Source organism: Niveispirillum sp., assembly GCF_052437035.1.
Lineage (GTDB): Bacteria > Pseudomonadota > Alphaproteobacteria > Azospirillales > Azospirillaceae > Niveispirillum.
This window is the reverse complement of record NZ_JBQVOH010000007.1, coordinates 168,727-189,157: the sequence shown is the minus strand read 5'-3', so window position 1 is coordinate 189,157 and position 20,431 is coordinate 168,727. Positions and strand designations below refer to the sequence as shown.

At 62.7% G+C, this 20,431-nt stretch carries 20 protein-coding genes; 13 read left to right on the top strand and 7 right to left on the bottom strand.

Features of this window, described 5'->3' with window-relative positions:
- Positions 1-3: 3 nt before the first annotated feature.
- Positions 4-606 (bottom strand): Maf family protein, encoded by a 603-nt coding sequence (locus ACT6Q8_RS18005; protein WP_444733509.1) that lies wholly within the window; start codon positions 604-606, stop codon positions 4-6.
- A gap of 11 nt (positions 607-617) precedes the next feature.
- Complete coding sequence (locus ACT6Q8_RS18000) at positions 618-1,514, bottom strand: pyruvate, water dikinase regulatory protein (RefSeq protein ID WP_054168022.1); 897 nt, start codon at positions 1,512-1,514, stop codon at positions 618-620.
- Between the two features lie 434 nt (positions 1,515-1,948).
- Between ACT6Q8_RS18000 and hemE the strand changes: the two genes are divergently transcribed.
- The 5 genes from hemE (at position 1,949) to ACT6Q8_RS17975 (ending at position 6,790) form a co-directional block, all read left to right on the top strand.
- Positions 1,949-3,013 (top strand): uroporphyrinogen decarboxylase, encoded by a 1,065-nt coding sequence (gene hemE, locus ACT6Q8_RS17995; RefSeq protein ID WP_444733510.1) that lies wholly within the window; start codon positions 1,949-1,951, stop codon positions 3,011-3,013.
- Positions 3,014-3,043: 30 nt separating this feature from the next.
- Complete coding sequence (locus ACT6Q8_RS17990) at positions 3,044-4,069, top strand: ferrochelatase (protein ID WP_444733511.1); 1,026 nt, start codon at positions 3,044-3,046, stop codon at positions 4,067-4,069.
- 63 nt (positions 4,070-4,132) lie between these two features.
- Positions 4,133-4,687, top strand: a complete 555-nt coding sequence (locus ACT6Q8_RS17985; RefSeq protein ID WP_054168025.1) for a NifU family protein — start codon at positions 4,133-4,135, stop codon at positions 4,685-4,687.
- Between the two features lie 378 nt (positions 4,688-5,065).
- A complete protein-coding gene (locus ACT6Q8_RS17980; protein ID WP_054168026.1) occupies positions 5,066-6,100 on the top strand; it encodes a glucosaminidase domain-containing protein in 1,035 nt (344 codons plus the stop codon).
- Positions 6,101-6,202: 102 nt separating this feature from the next.
- Positions 6,203-6,790, top strand: coding sequence for a malonic semialdehyde reductase (locus tag ACT6Q8_RS17975; protein WP_444733512.1), 588 nt, complete (start codon positions 6,203-6,205; stop codon positions 6,788-6,790).
- Positions 6,791-6,874: 84 nt separating this feature from the next.
- On the opposite strand, the gene ihfB is transcribed toward ACT6Q8_RS17975, so the two are convergent.
- A complete protein-coding gene (gene ihfB, locus ACT6Q8_RS17970) occupies positions 6,875-7,159 on the bottom strand; it encodes an integration host factor subunit beta (RefSeq protein ID WP_054168028.1) in 285 nt (94 codons plus the stop codon).
- Between the two features lie 356 nt (positions 7,160-7,515).
- On the opposite strand from ihfB, the gene ACT6Q8_RS17965 reads away from it, so the two are divergent.
- Entirely contained in the window at positions 7,516-7,833 is a 318-nt protein-coding gene (locus tag ACT6Q8_RS17965; protein WP_444733513.1) for a DMT family transporter, read from the top strand.
- 8 nt (positions 7,834-7,841) lie between these two features.
- Here the strand turns inward: ACT6Q8_RS17965 and ACT6Q8_RS17960 are convergent, their stop codons facing one another.
- Positions 7,842-8,504 carry a TetR/AcrR family transcriptional regulator gene (locus ACT6Q8_RS17960; protein ID WP_054168030.1) on the bottom strand — a complete coding sequence of 221 codons (663 nt, stop codon included), beginning with the start codon at positions 8,502-8,504 and terminating at the stop codon, positions 7,842-7,844.
- Positions 8,505-8,730: 226 nt separating this feature from the next.
- Between ACT6Q8_RS17960 and ACT6Q8_RS17955 the strand changes: the two genes are divergently transcribed.
- The 3 genes from ACT6Q8_RS17955 to ACT6Q8_RS17945 all read left to right on the top strand — a co-directional run bounded on the left by ACT6Q8_RS17955 (position 8,731) and on the right by ACT6Q8_RS17945 (position 12,545).
- Positions 8,731-9,570, top strand: coding sequence for a SirB1 family protein (locus ACT6Q8_RS17955; protein WP_054168031.1), 840 nt, complete (start codon positions 8,731-8,733; stop codon positions 9,568-9,570).
- A 92-nt stretch (positions 9,571-9,662) separates the two neighbouring features.
- Positions 9,663-10,613, top strand: coding sequence for a glutathione synthase (gshB, locus tag ACT6Q8_RS17950; protein WP_054168032.1), 951 nt, complete (start codon positions 9,663-9,665; stop codon positions 10,611-10,613).
- Positions 10,614-10,706: 93 nt separating this feature from the next.
- Entirely contained in the window at positions 10,707-12,545 is a 1,839-nt protein-coding gene (locus ACT6Q8_RS17945) for a DUF885 domain-containing protein (protein ID WP_444733514.1), read from the top strand.
- Here ACT6Q8_RS17945 and ACT6Q8_RS17940 read toward each other — a convergent pair whose 3' ends face one another.
- The 3 genes from ACT6Q8_RS17940 to ACT6Q8_RS17930 are packed head-to-tail and all read right to left on the bottom strand — an operon-like array spanning position 12,546 to position 16,370.
- The gene (locus ACT6Q8_RS17940; RefSeq protein WP_444733515.1) at positions 12,546-13,520 is read right to left on the bottom strand and encodes a quinone oxidoreductase family protein; all 975 of its coding nucleotides are present in this window, start codon (positions 13,518-13,520) and stop codon (positions 12,546-12,548) included.
- Between the two features lie 59 nt (positions 13,521-13,579).
- Positions 13,580-14,272 carry a dienelactone hydrolase family protein gene (locus tag ACT6Q8_RS17935; RefSeq protein ID WP_054168035.1) on the bottom strand — a complete coding sequence of 231 codons (693 nt, stop codon included), beginning with the start codon at positions 14,270-14,272 and terminating at the stop codon, positions 13,580-13,582.
- A 43-nt stretch (positions 14,273-14,315) separates the two neighbouring features.
- The gene (locus ACT6Q8_RS17930) at positions 14,316-16,370 is read right to left on the bottom strand and encodes a thioredoxin domain-containing protein (RefSeq protein WP_444733516.1); all 2,055 of its coding nucleotides are present in this window, start codon (positions 16,368-16,370) and stop codon (positions 14,316-14,318) included.
- Between the two features lie 132 nt (positions 16,371-16,502).
- Here ACT6Q8_RS17930 and ACT6Q8_RS17925 point away from each other — a divergent pair, with 132 nt between their 5' ends.
- From ACT6Q8_RS17925 to mnmG, 4 genes are all read left to right on the top strand, one after another.
- The gene (locus ACT6Q8_RS17925) at positions 16,503-16,766 is read left to right on the top strand and encodes a DUF6489 family protein (protein ID WP_054168037.1); all 264 of its coding nucleotides are present in this window, start codon (positions 16,503-16,505) and stop codon (positions 16,764-16,766) included.
- Positions 16,763-17,152, top strand: a complete 390-nt coding sequence (locus ACT6Q8_RS17920) for a (2Fe-2S) ferredoxin domain-containing protein (protein ID WP_054168038.1) — start codon at positions 16,763-16,765, stop codon at positions 17,150-17,152. The genes ACT6Q8_RS17925 and ACT6Q8_RS17920 overlap by 4 nt, the downstream gene beginning before the upstream one ends.
- Before the next feature lie 22 nt (positions 17,153-17,174).
- The gene (gene mnmE, locus ACT6Q8_RS17915) at positions 17,175-18,494 is read left to right on the top strand and encodes a tRNA uridine-5-carboxymethylaminomethyl(34) synthesis GTPase MnmE (RefSeq protein WP_054168039.1); all 1,320 of its coding nucleotides are present in this window, start codon (positions 17,175-17,177) and stop codon (positions 18,492-18,494) included.
- 61 nt (positions 18,495-18,555) lie between these two features.
- Positions 18,556-20,424, top strand: coding sequence for a tRNA uridine-5-carboxymethylaminomethyl(34) synthesis enzyme MnmG (gene mnmG, locus ACT6Q8_RS17910; protein ID WP_444733517.1), 1,869 nt, complete (start codon positions 18,556-18,558; stop codon positions 20,422-20,424).
- The last annotated feature ends 7 nt before the right edge of the window (positions 20,425-20,431 follow it).

Below are 20,431 nucleotides of genomic sequence, written 5' to 3'. Positions count from 1 at the left end.
CTGTCAGGCCGGCAACAGCTTGCGCACGCGCAGGAAATCCAGCAGCGGCAGCAGTGGCAGACCCTGAATGGTGAAATGATCACCCTTCACCTTGTTGAACAACTGCGCGCCCAGCCCTTCCACCTGATATGAGCCGGCACAGGACAGAACGGCATCACCGGCGGCATCCAGGTAACGGTCGATGAAGGCGTCAGACAGGGCGCGCATGGTCAGGGTGGCATGGTCGATATGGTGCCAGACGCGGGTGCCATTATGGAACACGACCACAGCGGAATAGAGCGTGTGTGTGCGCCCCGACAGCAGGCGCAGATGGCTGGCGGCGTCGGCCCGGTCCACCGGCTTGTCGAACCAGCGACCGTCGCATTCCAGCATCTGGTCGCCGCCTACGACATAGGCGCCAACATATTTGCGCGCCAGCTTGGAGGCTTTCAGATCAGCCAGCGCTTCCGCCACCTCCGGCGGCTTCATGCCGGCGGCCTTTCCGGACAGCTTGATCTCTTCCTCATCCACACGGGCCGCTTCGGCATGCACCTCTACCCCCGCTGCTTCCAGCATGCGGCGGCGTGAGGCGCTGGCAGAGGCCAGAATGATAGGTTCAGTCGTCAAAGAGGCCGGCATCATTCATCACCCTTGATACTGTCGATGGCCGCAGCCGCCTGTGGCCGGCGGCGGGCGAACAGCATCATCACCTCCGCCGCCGTTTCTTCGATCGACCGGCGGGAGACATCGATGACAGCCCAGCCCTTGCGCGTGAACAGGCGCCGGGCCTCCAGCAACTCCTCCCGCACGCGTTCGGGATCGGTGTAGGAGGTGTCGTCGCCCTGGTTCAGCAGTTTCAGACGGTTGCGCCGGATCTGTACCAGCCGTTCAGGGTCCTTGGTCAGACCCACGATCAGGGGTCGGGTCAGTTGATCCAGCTCCGGCGGCAGGGGGCAGCCGGGCACATAGGGGATATTGGCGGCCTTGATGCCGCGATTGGCCAGATAGATGCAGGTCGGCGTCTTCGATGTCCGGCTGACACCCACCAGGATCACGTCAGCATCATGCAGGCCCCAGGCGCTTTGCCCATCATCATGATTGAGGGCAAAATCCATGGCGTCGATGCGGCCAAAATATTCGGCGGTCAGGGCATGCTGGCGCCCCGGCTTCGACTGGCTCTGCAGGCCCAGATAATTACCCAGCGCATTGATCAGCGGGTCCAGGACGGAGATGCTGGGGATGCCCAGTTCCCGGCAGGTATCCTGCAGCTTATGGCGCAGTTTCTCATTCACCAGGGTGAACATCACCAGACCCGGATGCTCCCGGATACCTTCCAGCACCATGTCCAGCTGCCGTTCGGTGCGAACCAGATTCCAGAAATGCTCGACCGGGTGCACCTGATCGAACTGGCTGACGCAGGCGCGGGCAACGGAATTAATCGTCTCCCCCGTCGCATCGGAAACCAGATGCAGGTGGAAGTTCCTGGGTACGGACGGTGGCTTGATATGGCCACCATGATGATCGCCGGGGTGCATCCTGTGGACCGCTCCTGGGGATATGTCGGGGACGGATGTGCGTGAACGGGCACAAAAGGCGTAGCCGGGCTTTTCCATCCCTGGCAAGCCCGTACTTATCTGCCCTGCTGCCCGATCTGGGATTAACTCTGCTTGTTTGCCTGAGAATCAAGGACGAATCGGGTGGGCCAGATGGATTGTCCCCATATCGCAATGATCCCTGGGAAACCAGCATTTCCGCGCCTCTTGCAGCAAACTCCATAAAGTTTTCCACAATTTTTTTCCACACCCTGCGCGATGCACTCGGATTGTGGACAAAAATGCGGACAAATATGAATTCCCGTTATCCACAGGACCCACTACCTCCTCAATCCTTTCTATAAAAAAGTTAAGTTTTAAGAGAGGGGTTGGGATAAGGTTTGGCACGCTCTGCATTCGTGACCTGGGTTGGATACATGACCGCTACCTCCGCCGTTCCGCAAAAGAAGATGCTGGCCGCGTTGGCCGGCGTGCCCCAAACGCCGCCGCCCTTCTGGCTGATGCGGCAGGCAGGGCGGTATCTGCCCGAATATAGGCAGGTGCGGACACAGGCCGGCGGCTTCCTGGACCTGTGCATGAACCCAGAGCTGGCTTGTGAAGTGACGCTGCAGCCGCTGCGCCGTTATGGCATGGATGCGGCCATTCTGTTCTCTGACATCCTGATCATCCCGCACGCTCTGGGACAGGGTTTGCGGTTCGCGGAAGGTGAAGGCCCGGTGCTCGACGCCATCCGGGACCAGCAAGGCCTGCTGAAGCTGGATCTGGACGGGCTTCACCGGAAAGCTGCACCCGTGTACGAGACGGTGTCACGCATTCGGGCCTCCCTGGATGAACGGACGGCCCTGATCGGGTTCGCCGGCTCGCCCTGGACCGTCGCCTGCTACATGGTTGAAGGGGGTGGATCGAAGGAATATGCGCATGTGAAGCGCTTCGCCTATACTGACCCTGTCGGCTTTAACCGGCTGATCGACATCCTGGTCGAAGCGACGGTTGAATATCTGTCGATGCAGATCAAGGCCGGCGCTGAACTGGTGCAGTTGTTTGACAGCTGGGCCGGTGCCCTGTCCGCCGCCGATTTCCAGCGCTTTGTCGTGGCCCCGACGCGGCGGATCACGGCGGCGCTGAAGGAACGGCATCCGGGCACGCCCATCATCGGCTTCCCCCGTATGGCCGGCCTGAACCTGGAAAGCTTTGTCGAGCAGACGGGCGTCGACGCCGTGTCGCTGGACCCTGGTGTGCCGGCTGCCTGGGCCGCCCAGCACCTGCAGGGCAAGGTCGCCGTGCAGGGCAATTTGGACCCTGTCCTGCTGATCGCCGGCGGGGAGGAGATGGACCGCGCCGTCCTTGATCTGCTGGAAACTCTTGGCAACGGACCCTTCATTTTCAACTTGGGTCACGGGATTATCAAGGAAACACCGCCGGAAAACGTATCTCGTTTGGCTGGGTTGATCCGGGACTGGAAACCTGCCACAAGGGATTGATTCCGCGATCCCACAATTTGTGTGCCGGTGGTGACAGCTTCCTTTCGGGACCGTATCGCCGTCGTTCTTATGCAGCCGGGCCAGCCGGCGGCAGATGGGCTGGTTTTGCCTTACCTGCAGGCCTTGCTGGCCGCGCAGCGACAGGACCCGCCCTCTCTGCCCATGCGGCCATTGCTGGGCCTGCGTGCGCGGCGGATGGCCCGGCATTTCCTCTTGGATGACCTGACCAGCCCGGCGGAAGATCCGATGGGTACGGAGTTGGAGAATGCCCTGTGGGGTGAAGGGGTTGTGCGGGTCTTCACCGCCAGTCTGTTCGCGCCGCCATCACCCATCGCCATCGCCCATGATGTTGCCGCCTTCCGGCCTGACCGTCTGGTCTTGCTGCCGCCATCGCCGCTGTTTTCCGGCGGTCTGAATGGCATCGCGCTGCAGGCCTGGGACCGTGCCGCCAAGGCGGCAGGGCTGGATGTCGTGGCCAGTACCCTATGCTGCCATCCCACTGACCCTGCCCTTTTGCGAACCCTGGTGACCCGCGCGCGGGAGGTGATGGTGCCGGGCGGGGCAGGATCGCTGCTGCTGGTCATGCCGGGGCTGGGCTGGTCCGGGGGTGATCCGCTGGGCTGGCAGATGGACCGCCTGGCGGCGGAGCTATCGCGCTTGCTGGACCTGCCTGCAGGCCGGGTTGATGTGGCGCGGCTGGATGTGACGGGCTTTGATGATGCGGGCCTGCCGACAGTGGAACAGGCCATCCGGCGGACACGCTGCCCGGCCCTGTCCATCCTGCCTCTGTCGCCCTGGCCGCTGGTCCGCGCCGGCTGGGGCGATTATCTGGATGAATGGCGGGATCTGGCCGCGGCATCGGGTATCCTGTCGCTGACCTTGGCCCGCCCGGCCCTGGCCGAAGGGGCTGATCTGGCGCCGCTGGTGCGTCAGGCCCTGGCGGGGCGTGCCGGTGTCTGTTCAGGTTTTGGACGGCGGCTTTGCCCCGATACTCATGGTCATTGCCCTCACAAGCGCATGGCGGTGGCTGCCATGCATGGGCAGACCATGGCTTGATTATGCCGGGCTTTGGCCCCAAGTTCGGGGTAAGCCCCTGAGGCATGATCAGGATTATCACCGATGTTCATTCAGACCGAAGACACCCCGAACCCGGCCACGCTGAAGTTTCTGCCTGGCCGCGATGTTCTGGGCACCGGTACCGCCGATTTCACCGACGCGACCGATGCCGCGGCTCGGTCGCCCCTGGCTGACAGGCTTTTCCAGGTTGATGGCGTGACGCGGGTTTTCCTGGCCGGTGATTTTGTCACTGTGACCAAGGATGACAGCCGCGACTGGTATGTGATGAAGCCCGGTATCCTGGGCGCCATCATGGAACATTTCGCCACCGGCAAGCCCGTCTTGACCCAGGTCAAGGCGGACGACAATCAGGTGAACGAGGATGACGATGAGATCGTCGCCCAGATCAAGGAGCTGCTGGACGCCAAGGTGCGCCCGGCGGTGGCCCAGGATGGCGGCGACATAACGTTCCATGGTTTTGAGAACGGGGTCGTCTATCTGGCCATGAAGGGGGCCTGCGCCGGTTGCCCCAGCAGCACGGCGACCCTGAAGTCGGGCATCGAGAATATGCTTCGGTATTACATTCCCGAGGTTGTCGAGGTGCAGCAAATCCGATAAGGTTCCTTCTCCAACCTCGGAATTGCGCCTCAATTCGGTCGCAATGGGTTGGGATATGATGCGTGTACAGATGGCGTGCCGGGGGGTTGGGGCCCCTTTGCGGGGGAATTAGACCCCACCGGCATGATGCCCTGGCGGCGGTGCAACCCAGGAAGGGGCCGCCGCAGGGATTGCCTCTGACACTGTTAGGCCGGCCTTATTCAGGGCCAACGGCCAAAGTGCGGAGTTTGCTCCGGCAAAATGACGGACGCGCGCCATGATGATGTGGCGGCGATACCCGTCCTTTCGGCTTGGACTGTAAGGGATTGAAAAAACATGCTGACAGACGCGAACGAGGGCTTTGATAGCCCCCGCGCTACGGCTGCCCGCATATGGGGCATGTCCGCCCTGTTTCTGCTGCTCACCGTTATTCTGCCTTCCACCGTGTTCATCAGCGCTTCCAGCCGGTCCATGGACCGGACGGCGCGGGAATTCCTGCTGCCTGTGCTGCGCCCGGATCCGGGCTTCACGGTGGAGATGGCATCCGCCACGACGCGCCACGACCCGTCCTTCAAACTGGACGCCAAGGCCACGCTTGACCTGTTTCATTCCCGCGAATACCGGATCGAAGCGGTACGCAGCGGGGAAACGGCGGTGCCGCGTCTGGTTCTGACCGACCTTCCGACGGGTATGACCTCGTTGGAAAGCAGCGACGACCGCAAGGCGCTGTTCGTTAAGACCCTGCTGCCGCTGATCCTGATGGCCAATGAGCGTATTGAACAGGACCGCGAGCGGCTGCGCCGGCTGCATGCCGTGAAGCAGGGTGGCCAGGCTCTGGCACCGCAGGACCGACGCTGGCTGGCGGAGGTGGCTGTGCGCTATGGCTTGAATGCCGATGGCGAGATCAACACCAAGGCCCTGTTGCAGCGGGTGGATGTGGTGCCCGTCTCCCTGGCGCTGGCCCAGGCGGCGGAGGAGAGCGGCTGGGGTACCTCGCGCTTTGCCCAGAAGGGCAATGCGCTTTATGGGCAGCTGACCTTCAAGGCGGAGGATGAGGGGATCGTACCCCGTAACCGCCGGCAGGGCGAAACCCACCGCTTCAAATCCTTCGATGATCCGAAGGGAAGCGTGGAAAGCTATATCCATAACCTCAACACCCACCGTGCCTATGCCCAGTTCCGTCAGATGCGCGCCAGTCTGCGCACGCAGGACAAGCCCATTGACGGCTTGATGCTGGTCAATGCGCTGGGTGCCTATTCGGAGCGGGGGGAGGATTATGTCCGTACCATCCGTTCCCTGATCCGTGTCAATTCCCTGGCCGATTTTGACCGGGCGGTGTTGAGCGCGGATCAGATGGAAGAGGTGCTGGGCCCCCGCACGCGTGCCGAAATGGCCCGCGATCACGGGGTCGTTCCGGCCAGTCTTCGCCGGTAATCGCCTTTCGTCCCGTCCTATAGCGTCTTGTGGCTTGCCACTCATGCTGTGATGGCCGATATCACGGACATGAGTGGCCCGCATGCCAAAGGATTGTGACGAATGAGCAACCCGCTTTCCGATACCGCGCTGGATCAGCTGTTCCGCACGGCCCGTACCTTCAACAGCTTCACCGACAAGCTGGTCAGCAATGATACGCTGCGCCAGATCCATGATCTGCTACGCTGGGGTCCGACCAGCGCCAATTGCTGCCCGCTGCGCATTGTTTTCCTGACGACGGCAGAAGCAAAGGAACGTCTGCGCCCGGCCCTGTCTGCCGGCAATCTGGCCAAGACCATGTCGGCGCCGGTGACGGCCATCCTGGCCTATGACACGCAGTTTGCTGAGCACCTGCCGCGTCTGTTCCCGCATGTTGATGCACGTCCCTGGTTCGCCAATCCCGAACTGGCGTTCGAGACTGCGTTCCGGAACAGCAGCCTGCAGAGTGCCTATTTCATGCTGGCGGCCCGTGCCGTGGGCCTGGATTGCGGCCCGATGTCCGGTTTCGACCAGGGTAAGGTCAATGCCGAGTTCTTTGCCGATGGCCGCTTCAAGGTCAATTTCATCTGCAATCTGGGTTACGGTGATCCTGGAACCCTGTTTGACCGCAGCCCGCGGTTCGATTTCGAGGATGTCTGCCAGGTTCTGTGAACCGGCTATACCCGGTGCAAAAACGAAAAACCCCGTCAGCCATTCAGGCTGACGGGGTTTTTCATGCCCGGATATCGGGTCCGATCATTCGTCGGTGTTCAGACGCTCACGCAGCTGCTTGCCGGTCTTGAAGAAGGGGATCACCTTCTCATCGACGTCAACGCTTTCGCCCGTGCGCGGGTTGCGGCCCGTGCGGGCATCGCGGCGCTTTACGGAAAAGGCACCGAAGCCGCGCAGCTCGACCCGGTCGCCGCGGGCAAGTGCCTCTGTGATCTCATCAAAGATCGTGGTGACGATCTTCTCCACGTCGCGCTGATAGAGATGCGGATTACGTTCGGCCAGTCGCTGGATCAGTTCCGACTTGGTCATGCCTGTCAATCCCCCCTGGGACGTGGAGCCTTCCGGGACCCGACCTTCCGCCACCGACAGGCGGCCAAGCCGAAGGTCAGGGCCTGTGGCCACCTTGTTTACCAAGGGAAGATTGCCCCAGCCGGGCCGCCCGCGCAAGGGTAAGTCTTTCTGCGCAAACAGTTTTCTTGGAGATTCCCTACGACTTTGGGCAGAAGTGGCATAGAAGCCATGCCCCAAAGCCGGGTTGCAGGGCGGGATCGCCTGCCCAATATCAGCAGAGATATCGGTATCATCACGATACTGGCCGCCGGGGACGACCCTGGCCGGATTTTAGATGATGGTGGGGACGACCCTTCCGCGATGGAGAATGCTCCATGGCTTGGGTTTATCTGTTGTTCGCCGGCCTGTTCGAAATCGGCTTTGCCGTCGGTTTAAAGGCCAGTGACGGTTTCTCCCGTCCCCTTCCCACCCTTGTGACCCTTATCTGTCTGGGTATCAGCCTGTGGCTGCTGTCGCTGGCCATGCGCGGCCTGCCCCTGGGTACCGCCTATGCCGTCTGGACCGGGATCGGCAGTGCTGGTGCTGTGCTGGCCGGCATGATCATGGCCCGCGAAGGGTTCGATCCTGGCCGCATCTTCTGTGTTCTGCTGATCCTGGCCGGTGTGGCAGGGCTGAAAATCCTGGAAAAATAGCCCGGACTTCAGCCTGTCAGACCCCAATACTGCCGCATCAGTACCTTGAACTCCGTCAACAGCCGGACCTTAACGTCATTATCCTCGGCGCTGGGCGCAAAACGGCTGCTGGCGAGTGCCTGCAGGAACTGCCAGGCTAGGTGTCGCCCCATCTCGAACTTCACCGGATCGGCCACCAGGAAGGAGCCGTAAAGGTCCTTTGCCGTTTGTTCCCAGCGTGCGGCAAAGGCGGCCTTGGCCGGACCCATGATGGAGGCCAGTTCCGCATCGGTGCGGGCGGCGGCCTCCAACTCCTTCCACGCAGTCCAGAGCGGGCTGTGCGCGGCATGCCATAGCGCGTCGATGCCCTGATCCAGCCCTTCCCGCCCCTCATGCGCGACATTGGCCGTGGCGGCCAGATATTCCGCCGTGAAATGCTGGATGATGTGATCGACGGTGGCGCGCAGCACTTCCGGGGTCGTGGGGAAGTAATACTGCACCGCGCCCCGCGTCACCCGCGCCTGCTTGGCGATCTCTGACGTGGTGGTGCGATGGTACCCGATATCCAGAAAGCAACGGATGGCCGCCTCAATTATCCGCTGATGCGTGGCAATGCTTTTGGGCGTTTGCCTTACGCGGGAGCCTGCGGCTTCGCTGTCCAAATTCTTGGCGACCGTTGTCGTCATCGACATCGTCTCTGTTCCAGAAACCATGGTTATTGGTTAACGCCCCTTAACCTTATATCGGGACGAGCGTTTATCTACGGCGAATGCCCTTACCTGCGCAACATGGCAATGCGCCGGTCTGACCCGAGAGGGACGAAGAACAAATCGGACAGGCGTTCCTTCCCGCTCGACACCCCGCCCCTGGCTGCGCTATGGGAAGCGCGGTTGACCCCAGCAAGCGAGCCTCCCGCCCGTGACGCCGCGCCAACAGGCCCTGGACTATCTGCGCCGCCTCGGTGAGGCGGATGACAGTGATATTGACGTGGCGGAAGCGGCCCTGGCGCTGGCTGTTCTGGACCACCCCACCGATCTTACCCCCTATCGCGCCCATCTGGCCGCCTTGGGCGCCGATCTGGGCGCCCTGATGCGGAATGTGCCTGATGGACTGCCCGACCGTGTCACGGCTCTGGGCCGGCTGCTGGCGCAGCATGGCTATGCCGGCGACAGCGAAACCTATGAAGACTTGCAGAATGCCAACCTGATTCGCGTCATTGACCGGCGCCGGGGCCTGCCGGTCTCGCTTGGCATCCTGCTGATGTCGGCGGCGCGGGCTCAGGGTTGGGACATGCTGGGCCTGAACTTTCCGGGCCATTTCCTGCTGCGGCTGGACCATGGTGGCGGGCGTCAGATCATCGATCCGTTCGACGGTGCCTCTCCGCGTGGTCCGCGCGAACTGCGTGATATGCTGAAGCAGACGGCGGGTCTGGAATCCGAATTGACACCCGATCATTACGCCCCGGTCTCGAACCGTGAGGTTCTTCTGCGCCTGCAGAACAATCTGAAGCTCCGCCACCTGTCGACGGATCAGCCCGACAAGGCGCTGGCGGTCATTGAGGATATGCTGCTGTTCGCGCCCCAGCATATTGGCCTGTGGCGTGAATCCGGCCTGTTGAATGCCCATCTGGGCAAGCTGACGGCCGGCATCCAGGCCTTTGAGAATTTCCTGCGTATTGGTGAGGCACGCGGTGCCTCTCCCCAACTGCTGGACCATACGCGCAGCCTGCTGAAGCAGCTTCGGGGCCGTCTGAATTAAACCCCTGCCCTGTGATGCGGCGCATGGCGTCGGCGCGGCGCTTATGCTTTCTTGCCGCCATCTTCCTTTCCGCTGGCCGGAGACAACCCGACATGACCCTGAAGGTCGCCATCCAGATGGACCCGATCGAGTCCATCAATATCGATACTGACAGTTCCTTCATGATGGCGCTGGAGGCGCAGCGCCGTGGCCATGCCCTGTGGCATTACCATCCGCGCGACCTGGCCCTGCGTGGCAACAAGTTGTTTGCCAAGGTGCGGCCCATGCAGGTGCGGCGCGAACGCGGTAATCATCACAGTATGGGTGCCGCAGAGGTGATCGACCTGTCGACCATGGATCTGGTGCTGATGCGCCAGGACCCGCCCTTCGACATGGCCTATATCACCGCCACCCACCTGCTGGAACATATCCATCCAAAGACGCTGGTGGTGAATGACCCGGCTGCCGTCCGCAATGCGCCGGAAAAGCTGTTCGTCACGCATTTCCCCGACCTGATGCCCCCGACCGTCATCACCTCGTCGCGCGATGAGGTGTTGGCCGCGCGTGCGGAATGGAAGGACATTATCGTTAAGCCCTTGTTCGGCAACGGTGGTTCCGGTGTGTTTCACGTGAAACCGGATGATGAGAACCTGGGTGCGCTGCTGGAAACCTTCACCCAGCTCTATCGCGAGCCGATCATCGTGCAGAAATACCTGCCGGAAATCCGCAAGGGCGATAAGCGCATCATCCTGATCGATGGCAAGCCCGCCGGGGCCGTATCGCGCATCCCGCAAGATGGAGAGGCGCGGGCCAATTTCCATGCTGGCGGCAGTGCGGGCAAGACCGTGCTGACCAAGCGCGAGCAGGAAATTTGCGAGGCCATCGGCCCAACCCTACGTCAGCAGGGCCTGTTGTTCGTCGGGATCGATGTGATTGGTGACTATCTGACGGAGATCAATGTCACCAGCCCGACCGGTATTCAGGAGATCAACCGCCTGGACGGTTCGGCCCTGGAAGCCACCCTCTGGGATGCGATGGAAATACGCTTCGCCGCCACACGGTGAAGCGCTTAGGGGCGCGGGCAATGGCCTGCGCCCCCTTGCCGTCCCACATCGCTTGCGCCACTCTTCCTTGCCTGAAGAACAAGGGGGTGGGTAATGGGTGGAAGCGGCAATCAACCGGTCATCGGTCGCCGTGGCTTTTTCTGTTCCTGCTGCGGTCTGGCCGCCTGGAGCATCGCCGGCGGTATGTTGAGCGGGCCGGCGCAGGCCACCGGGACCGACCCGGCCCTGGACGCATTCTTTGCCGAATGCTTTGCCCGCCAGGCCGCAAAATCTCCGGAACTGCGTACCTCCCTGGGGCTTCCGGGTGATCAGGGGGCCTGGGACGATCTGTCTGATGCTGCCCTGGCCGCCGATGACGCGGCCCTGCGGGCCGATCTTGCCACCCTGCGCCGTGACTTCCCCGATGCGAAACTGTCCGCCAATGGGCGGCTGAACAAGGCGCTGTGGGAATATCAGGCAGAGGCGAAGCTGGCGGCTGCGCGCTGGCGCGGGAATGACTATCCCGCCGACCATTTTAATGGCCGCCACAGTGAGATCATCGACACCCTGACCACCTATCACCCGATCCGGGACAAGGTGGGGGCACAGGCCTGGCTGGCGCGCGTGACCCGCATCGATCAGCCCGTTGATCAGTTGATCCAGGCGCTGCAGGAACGTGCTGACAAGGGCGTGATCGCCCCACGCTTTTCCATGGAGAAGGCGCTGGCGGCTACCCGCGCCGTGCTGACGGGCCGGCCCTTTGTGTCGGGTGGGGGGCAGGAGACGGCGCTGCTGGCCGGCTTCCGGCGCAAGGTGGAGGCACTGGACCTGCCGGCCGCCGACAAGGCGGCACTGGTGGCAGAGGCGGAGAACCTGCTCTCCGCCCGCTTTGCGCCCGCCTGGGCCCGTCTGGCCAGCGCCATGGAAGGCTTACTGGCCAAGGCCGATGATCGCGACGGGGTGTGGAAGCTGCCCGATGGCAACGCCTATTATCAGCATTGCTTGTCCCGCCATACCACCCTGCCCCTGAAGGCCTCAGATGTTCATGTGCTGGGTCTAGCGGAGGTGAAGCGCATCCATGCAGAGATGGAAACGATCAAGGACAAGGTCGGCTTCAAGGGTGATCTTCAAGCCTTCAACCAGTTCCTGCGCACCGACCGCCAGTTCTATTTCGCAGAGGATGATGCGGGCCGTGAGGCCTATATCAAGGGGGCCAATCTGATCCTGGATCGGGTCAAGGACGTGCTGGACGGGCAGTTCAACCTGAAGCCCAAGGCCCCGCTGGTGGTGCAGCGGTTTGAGCGCTACCGCGAAGCCAGTTCCACTATCGCTCGCTACAGCCAGCCGGCGACCGACGGGTCCCGCCCCGGCATCTATTATGTCAACCTGTCCAATATGAAGGAGATGCCGATCTGGCAGATGGAGGTTCTGGCCTTCCATGAAGGTATTCCCGGCCACCATATGCAGATCGCCCTGGCGCAGGAGGTGACGGGCCTGCCGGACTTCCGCCGGCATGATTTCCACACCGCCTATGTCGAAGGATGGGGCCTTTATTCGGAACGGCTGCCCAAGGAGCTGGGTTTCTATGCCGATCCCTATTCCGATTTCGGGCGCCTGACCTTCTCCCTGTGGCGGGCGCTGCGTCTGGTCATGGATACGGGCATCCATGCCAAGCGTTGGACGCGGGCACAGGCCATCGACTATTTCGTGGCCAATTCCGCCTTCACGCGGGAGGTGGCGGAGCGGGAGGTTGACCGCTACATCGTCTATCCCGGCCAAGCCTGCGCCTATTATGTCGGCATGCAGAAGATACTGGAACTGCGGGAGCGGGCGAAGAAGCGGCTGGGCAGCCGCTTCGATATCAAACACTTCCACGATACCGTCCTGGGCAATGGGTCGGTACCTCTGACTGTACTGGAGCAGGTGGTGGAAGGCTGGATCAGGAGCGTGTGATCAAGGGATCAGGACCGTCGCGCCGGTGGTTGCCCGTGCTTCCAGTGCGCGGTGGGCGTTGGCCACGTCGCGCAGGGCGAAACGCTGATTGACCTGCACCTTCACTTGTCCTGCCTTCACCACGGCGAACAGATCGTCCGCCATGGACACCAATTCGTCCCGTGTGCCGGCATAATGCTGTACCGATGGCCGGGTCAGGAACAGGCCGCCCTTGCGGTTCAACACGCCGATATCAAAGGGCGGTACCGCACCGGAGGCGTTGCCATAGCTGACCATCAGGCCGCGTCGGCGCAGACAATCCAGAGAGCGGTCGAACGTATCCTTGCCGACACCGTCATAGACGACGTCAACGCCCTGCCCGCCCGTGACCTCACGTACGCGGGCGACCACATCCTCGTCGCGATAAAGGATGACATGGTGGCAGCCATTGGCGGTTGCCAACGCCGCCTTCTCCGCCGATCCCACCGTGCCGATGACGATGGCACCCAAGGCGTTTGCCCATTGGCAGGCAATGGAACCCACCCCGCCGGCGGCGGCATGGATCAGGACAATATCGCCCTGTTTCACGTGGAACGTCTGACGCAGAAGATACTGCGCCGTCAAGCCCTGCAGCAGCATGGAGGCTGCAACCTCATCACTGAGCCAGTCGGGCAGAAGGATCAGCTTGTCCGCCGGGATCAGCCGATGCTCGGCATAGGCACCCAGCGGCGATTGGCCATAACCGACCCGGTCGCCGGGTGCGAGGCCGGTCACCCCCTCGCCCACCGCTTCCACAATCCCCGCCCCCTCCATGCCCGGCGTGAAGGGTAAGGGGGCGGGATACAGGCCGGTGCGGAAATAGACATCAATGAAGTTCAGGCCGATGGCGGTATGCCGGATCAGTGCCTGGCCCGGACCCGGTTTGCCGATCTGCACCTTATGCCAGCGCAGAACCTCTGGCCCGCCCGTCTGTTCGACAAGGATGGCGTTCGTCATGATGTGACCTTGGAAATGGGGGGCCGGGATGCGATGGGGCGCATCCCGGCGATGGGCAATCAGCCCAGATGCTTCTTCAGGAACTCGGCAGAGCGGCCATGGGCCAGTTGCGCATCGCCATCATGGTAATGCTTGCCGCCGATGCGCGTGAAGGCGTGGTCGCGTTCGGGATAGACATGGACCTCCACCAGGAAATTGCCGGCCACAGCCTCCTTGATGGCGTTCTGCGCCTCCGGTGGTACGAACCCGTCTTGACCCGCGATGTGCAGCAGCAGCGGCTTGGTGATGGCTGACACTTCCCCGATATCCTTGTCGATGCCGACCCCGTAATAGGAGACGGAGGCATCGATATCGGTGCGCGTTGCCATCAGATAAGCCAGCTTGCCACCCAGGCAGAAACCGACGCAGCCGACCTTGCCCGTGACGCCGGGATACTGACGGATGAAGGACAGGGTGGTGGCCAGATCCTCCACCCCCTTCACCTCGTTGAAACCCTGATAGAGCTGAAACGCCTTTTGCCATTCGGCTTCGCTCTGATCGGTGATCTGCACGCCCGGTTCCTGCCGCCAGAACAGGTCGGGTGCGATAGCGAAATAGCCGGCGGCGGCATATTTGTCCGCAATGGCGCGCAGGTTGGCGTTAACGCCAAAAATTTCCTGGATGATGATCATGGCCGGGCCCTTGCCGCTGGCCGGGGCGGCCAGATAGGCGCCAAAGCTGCCATCGGACGACTGGATCGAAACGTCGGGCATCGGGATATCCTTCCTTGTAATCGACAGATGAAATGGAGCGGGATCATCCGCCCAGCAGGGCGGCAAGGTCTGTGGCCGCCGTCACGGGGGCCGAACAATGCTGTTCCTGACAAAGATAAGCGGTCGCATGGCCTTTAACCATGCTTTTGCCTGCGGCGGGATGATGCGGGGGCAGTATCGGATCATTCGCTCCGCGACAGAGCAGGACGAGATTTGGATGCCATTTCTCCAGCGCCACGCGGCGCAGGGCGGCGGTCCTGGCATCGTCCGCGTCACCGACAATCACCAGCATCTGGCCATGCAGACGCAGATCCACGCCGTTCAAGAACCCGGCAAGCGGGAAGAAGTTCCGCCCTACTTCGCCGGCGAACGCGGTGATCAGGGCATCGGCCCGCTGCCGCCAGATATCCTCCCCCGTCAGCAGCCATAGACGGCTGAACAGCCCGACCAGGGTGCCATTGCCGGCGGGAACGGCATTGTCATGGGCATGTCGCGGGCGGCGGATCAGATCATCGGCATCATCCGCCGTGATGAAATAGCCGCCGTCGCCATCATCATGGAAATGTCGTTCCACCTTCTCCAGCCAGCTGATGGCCTGGGTTAGATAAGCACCCTGCCCCGTCACCTCATAAAGGGTGATGGCGGACCGTGCCATGTTGACATGGTCCTCCAGGGTGCCGCGATGGCGTGCCTGCCCATCGCGGAATGAATGCAGCAGGCGTCCATCAGCGGTGGACATGCGGTCGACGACAAAACCGAAGGCACGGGTGGCCGCCGAAAGCCAATCTGCCCGGTCCAGAACGGCCCCGGCCCGTGCCAGAGCCGCAATCATCAGGCCATTCCAATCGGCCAGAACCTTGTCGTCCCAGCCGGGTCGCACCCGCCCCGCACGGGCCGATAGAAGGATGGTGCGACAGCGGGCGAGAATGGCCTCGGTGCCTGCATCCGCCAGACCGTTCTCATGCATGCGGTTCAGGATCGTGTGGCCTTCCCAGTTGCCCTCCACCATCACGCCATAGATGCGGCAGAACAGGTCGGCATCATCGGCGGGCATCAGGCGGCGGATTTCTCCGTCGGTCCAGACATAAAACTTGCCCTCCTCCCCCTCGCTGTCGGCATCCAGGGAGGCGGCGAAGCCTCCATCCTCTGCCACCATCTCAGCCAGGACCCAATCGGCCGTTTCGGTAATCCGGGCCTGCAGCAGCGGATCGCGCGTTTCCTGCCACACGGTCAGCATCAGGTCGATCAGCTGGGCATTGTCGTAAAGCATCTTTTCGAAATGCGGGACCAGCCATTCCGCATCCACGGAGTAACGGGCGAAGCCGCCACCCAGATGGTCATAGATGCCGCCCTGGGCCATGCGCGTCACTGTCTGGATCGTCGCGGTGGCGAATTGCTGCCGCCCCGTATGACGGAACGCACGCCACAGCAGGTCGAAAATGCCCGGCTGCGGGAATTTCGGTGCATTGCCGATCCCGCCCCAGACGGGATCTACCTCACGCACCAGCCTGTCAGCCACCTGGATCAGGGTGTCAGGGGTGATAGCATCCCCCGGTCGTCCGGCGGCCAGATTATCCATGGCACTGGTCAGGGCTTGGACATTGCGCTCCACCTTCGCCGGTTCTTCCGCAAAGGTCTGTGCAACAATCTGCAACACTTCTGGAAAGCCCGGTCGGCCCCAACGCCGCTCCGGCGGGAAATAGGTACCACCCCAGAACGGGTGCCCATCGGGCGTCAGGAACATGGTCAGCGGCCAGCCGCCCTGCTGACCCAACAAGCTCAAGGCCTGCTGATAAATATGGTCCAGGTCGGGACGTTCCTCCCGATCGACCTTGATATTGATGAACAGCTTGTTCATCAGGCTGGCAATGGCGGGGTTCTCAAAGCTTTCATGGGCCATGACATGGCACCAGTGACAGGCGGCATAGCCGACCGACAGCAGGATGGGCTTCCCCTCCGCCTTCGCCTTGTTCAGCGCTTGCGCACCCCATGCCATCCAGTCCACGGGATTGTCCATGTGCTGGCGCAGATAGGGGCTGGTTTCCCGGTGCAGCAGATTGCCAGCACCGCGATGGGCGCTGTTCGGGGGCGTGGCCATGTCTCATCCTTTGCCGGGTCTGCCCATCATGACGCCAATCCATGACGGGCCTGTGAAGAACAGATAGTTTATCCTTGTGTCAAACCCAGGGTACGGGAAAAATCGCGCCAGATCAGAGGGAGGCCGGAAGCCATGAAGGTGACCATCAATATCGATTGCACACCGGAAGAGGCGCGGACCTTCCTGGGCCTGCCGGATGTGCAGCCCATGCAGACGGCCCTGATGCAGCAATTGCAGGATCAGATGTCGGCTAATATGAAGGCCATGGACCCGGAAACCATGATGAAGACCTGGCTGCCCGTGGGGCTGCAGGGCATCGAGCAGTTTCAGAAAATGATGTGGTCACAGATGTCCAGCGCCATGGGTGGCGCACCGACAAAGGATGGTAAGAAGTGAGTGACGACGTGAAGGCCGATCCCGCGCCCTATTACCGCGCCCATGTTTTTGTCTGCACCAATGAGCGGGAGGCTGGACACCCCCGTGGCTGCTGCCGCGAGAAGGGCGGGGATGAGCTGCGCGACTATATGAAGAAGAAGGCCACCGGCCTGGGCCTCGGCAAGGCGGTACGCATCAATAATGCCGGCTGCCTGGATCGCTGCGAGCTGGGCCCCGTCCTGGTCATCTATCCCGAGGGTGTCTGGTACGCCGTGACCAGCAAGGCGGATGTGGATGAGGTGCTGCAAACCCATCTGGTGGAGGGTAAGCGCGTTGACCGGCTGATGCTGCAGCCCACCGACAAGCTGCCCGCCGATATCGTCGCCCGCCGGGCGGCGGCTGATTGATGTTTCACGTGAAACACGCTTGATGCGCGCCGATACGATCTTCGCCCTGGCCTCTGCCCCCGGTCGCGCCGGCGTGCAGGTAATCCGCATTTCCGGCCCTGATGCCGGTGCGGTGCTGTCGCGGCTGACGGGCCGGCCCCTACCCCCGCCGCGACAGGCGGCATTGGTGGGCTTGCGTGACCCGGTCACGGGCGAACTGTTCGACAAGGCCCTGGTCCTGTCCTTTCCCACCCCCGGCAGCTTCACGGGTGAGGATGTGGTGGAGCTGCATCTGCATGGTGGCCGTGCCGTCCTGTCGGCGGCGACGCAAGCCTTGACGGGTCTAGGCCTGCGCGTGGCCGAACCGGGGGAATTCAGCCGCCGTGCCTTCGAGCATGGCAAGCTGGACCTGACGGAGGCGGAGGCCATCGCCGATCTGGTAGATGCCGAAACGGCGGCGCAGCGGCGTCAGGCGCTGCGCCAGATGGAAGGCGCGCTGGGTCAGCTCTATGACGGTTGGCGTCACCGCCTGACCCGCGCGCTGGCGCATCTGGAGGCCGATATCGACTTCCCGGATGAGGATCTGCCCGGGGGCCTGTCCGATGCCGTGCGGCCGGTAGTGGTGGGGCTGGTGGCCGAATTGTCGGCGCATCTGGCCGATCAGGGCCGTGGGGAGCGGCTGCGCGACGGTATCTCAATTGCCATCCTGGGCGCGCCCAATGCCGGCAAATCCAGCCTGCTGAATGCAATTGCCCGACGCGATGTCGCCATTGTGTCGAACCAGGCCGGCACGACGCGTGATGTGATTGAGGTGCAGTTGGATTTGGGTGGCTACCCCGTCCTGCTGGCCGATACGGCGGGCCTGCGCGATGCCGCCGATTTGGTGGAAACAGAGGGCATTCGCCGCGCCCTGGACCGGGCGGCCAAGGCCGATCTGAAACTGCTGGTCTTTGATGGCGGTGAATTGCCTGACCCGGCCACCCTGGCCCTGGCCGATGATGACGCCATCCTGGTGATGAACAAGGCCGACCTGCCCGGCGCTGTCGCACCGCTGGTTGGTCGCCCCATCCTGCCGATCTCGGCCCGCACCGGAGAGGGTGTGCCTGCCCTGCTGGCGGCCCTGGAACAGGCTGTTGCCGCCCGCTACGCCCCCTCCGGCGCCCCTGCCCTGACCCGTGCCCGCCATCGGTCGGCGCTGGAGGAATGTCGGGAGAATTTGCATCGGGCGCTGCAGGCCCCGTTGCCGGAACTGGCGGCGGAGGATGTGCGTCTGGCCGTCCGCGCCCTGGGACGCATCACGGGTCGGGTGGATGTGGAGGATCTGCTGGACGTGATCTTCCGCGATTTCTGCATCGGGAAGTGACGGTGCCCCATGCGCCCCTGCCCTTTGACTAGAGCGCCGCGCGCGCTTATCTTCCCGCCCCATGCAGCACTATGATGTGATCGTGGTTGGCGGCGGCCATGCGGGATGCGAGGCGGCGGCCGCGGCGGCGCGTGCGGGGGCCCGTACGGCGCTGGTGACCCACAAGACGGAAACCATTGGCGAGATGTCGTGCAACCCGGCCATCGGTGGCCTGGGCAAGGGGCATCTCGTGCGCGAGATTGATGCGCTGGATGGTGTCATGGGCCGGGTGACGGACCAGGGCGGTATTCAGTTCCGCATCCTGAACCGGTCCAAGGGACCGGCCGTGCGGGGGCCGCGCGCCCAGGCCGACCGCAAGCTGTACCGTCAGGCCATGCAGAAGGCGCTGGCTGAACAGCCCAACCTGGACATCATTGCCGCCGCCGCCGAGGATCTGATCATCGATGCCTCTGGCGCCTGCGCCGGCATCGTGACTGGTGACGGGCGTGAAATTCGCTCCGGCGCCGTGGTCCTGACCACCGGCACCTTCCTGCGTGGTCTGATCCATATCGGGGAGGAGAAGATCCCCGCGGGCCGTGTGGGTGAAGAACCCGCCATCGGCCTGTCCCTGACGCTGGAGAAGTTGGGCTTTAACCTGGGCCGGCTGAAGACGGGCACGCCTCCGCGCCTGGATGGCAAGACCATTGATTGGGCAGGGCTGGAGATGCAGCCGGGCGATAATCCGCCCCCGCCCTTCTCCACCCTGACCGACCGCATCACGACGCCGCAGATCGACTGCGCCATCACCTACACCACGCTGGAGGTCCATCGGATCATCCGCGACAATATCCACCGCGCGCCCATGTATTCGGGTCAGATTGAGGGGGTGGGTCCCCGCTACTGCCCCAGCGTGGAGGATAAGGTCGTTCGCTTTGCCGATAAGGAACGGCACCAGATTTTCCTGGAGCCAGAGGGTCTGGATGATGACACGGTCTATCCCAATGGCATCTCCACCTCCCTGCCGCGCGATGTACAGTTGGATATTCTGAAGAACATCCCCGGCCTGGAACATGTGCGCATGATCCGGCCCGGCTATGCCATTGAGTATGATTATGTTGATCCGCGTGAACTGACCCGGACGTTGGAAACCCGCCGCCTGCCCCGCCTGTTTCTGGCCGGGCAGATCAATGGCACCACGGGGTATGAGGAAGCAGCCGCACAGGGGCTGATTGCGGGCGTCAATGCGGCGTTGGCCGTGACTGGTTCGGCACCCTTCGTCCTTGACCGGGCGGAGGCTTATATCGGTGTGCTGATTGATGATCTGATCACGCGCGGCACGTCTGAGCCTTACCGGATGTTCACCAGCCGGGCTGAATACCGCCTGCTGCTGCGTGCCGACAATGCCGACCAGCGTCTCACCGACCGTGGCCTGGCCATCGGTCTGGTGGGCAGCCGGCGGCAGGCGCATTGGGCGGAGAAGAAGCAGGCCCTGGCGCATGCCCGCGATCTGGTCACAGGCCTGTCGGCTACGCCGAACGAGCTGGAAAAGCACGGGCTGCATATCAACAAGGATGGCGTGAGGCGTAACGCGCTGGACCTGCTGCGCTATCCCGAGATCGACTTCCCGCGTCTGTGTCAGGTCTGGCCAGAACTCTCATCCCTGTCGCCCGACATTGCGGAGCAGGTGGAGATTGATGGCAAGTATGCGGGATATCTGGACCGGCAGGAGGCGGATATCCGCGCCTTCCGCAAGGATGAGGCGCTGGAACTGCCTGCCGATCTGAACCCCGACAGCATCGCCTCCCTTTCGACGGAAATCCGCCAGAAGCTGAAGGCCACGCGTCCCGCCACGCTGGGGGCGGCTGCCCGTATTCCGGGTATGACGCCGGCTGCACTCACCTCCTTGTTGCGGCATGTCAAGAAGCGTGGGGGCGACCGTGGCGCCGCGTAAACCGTCT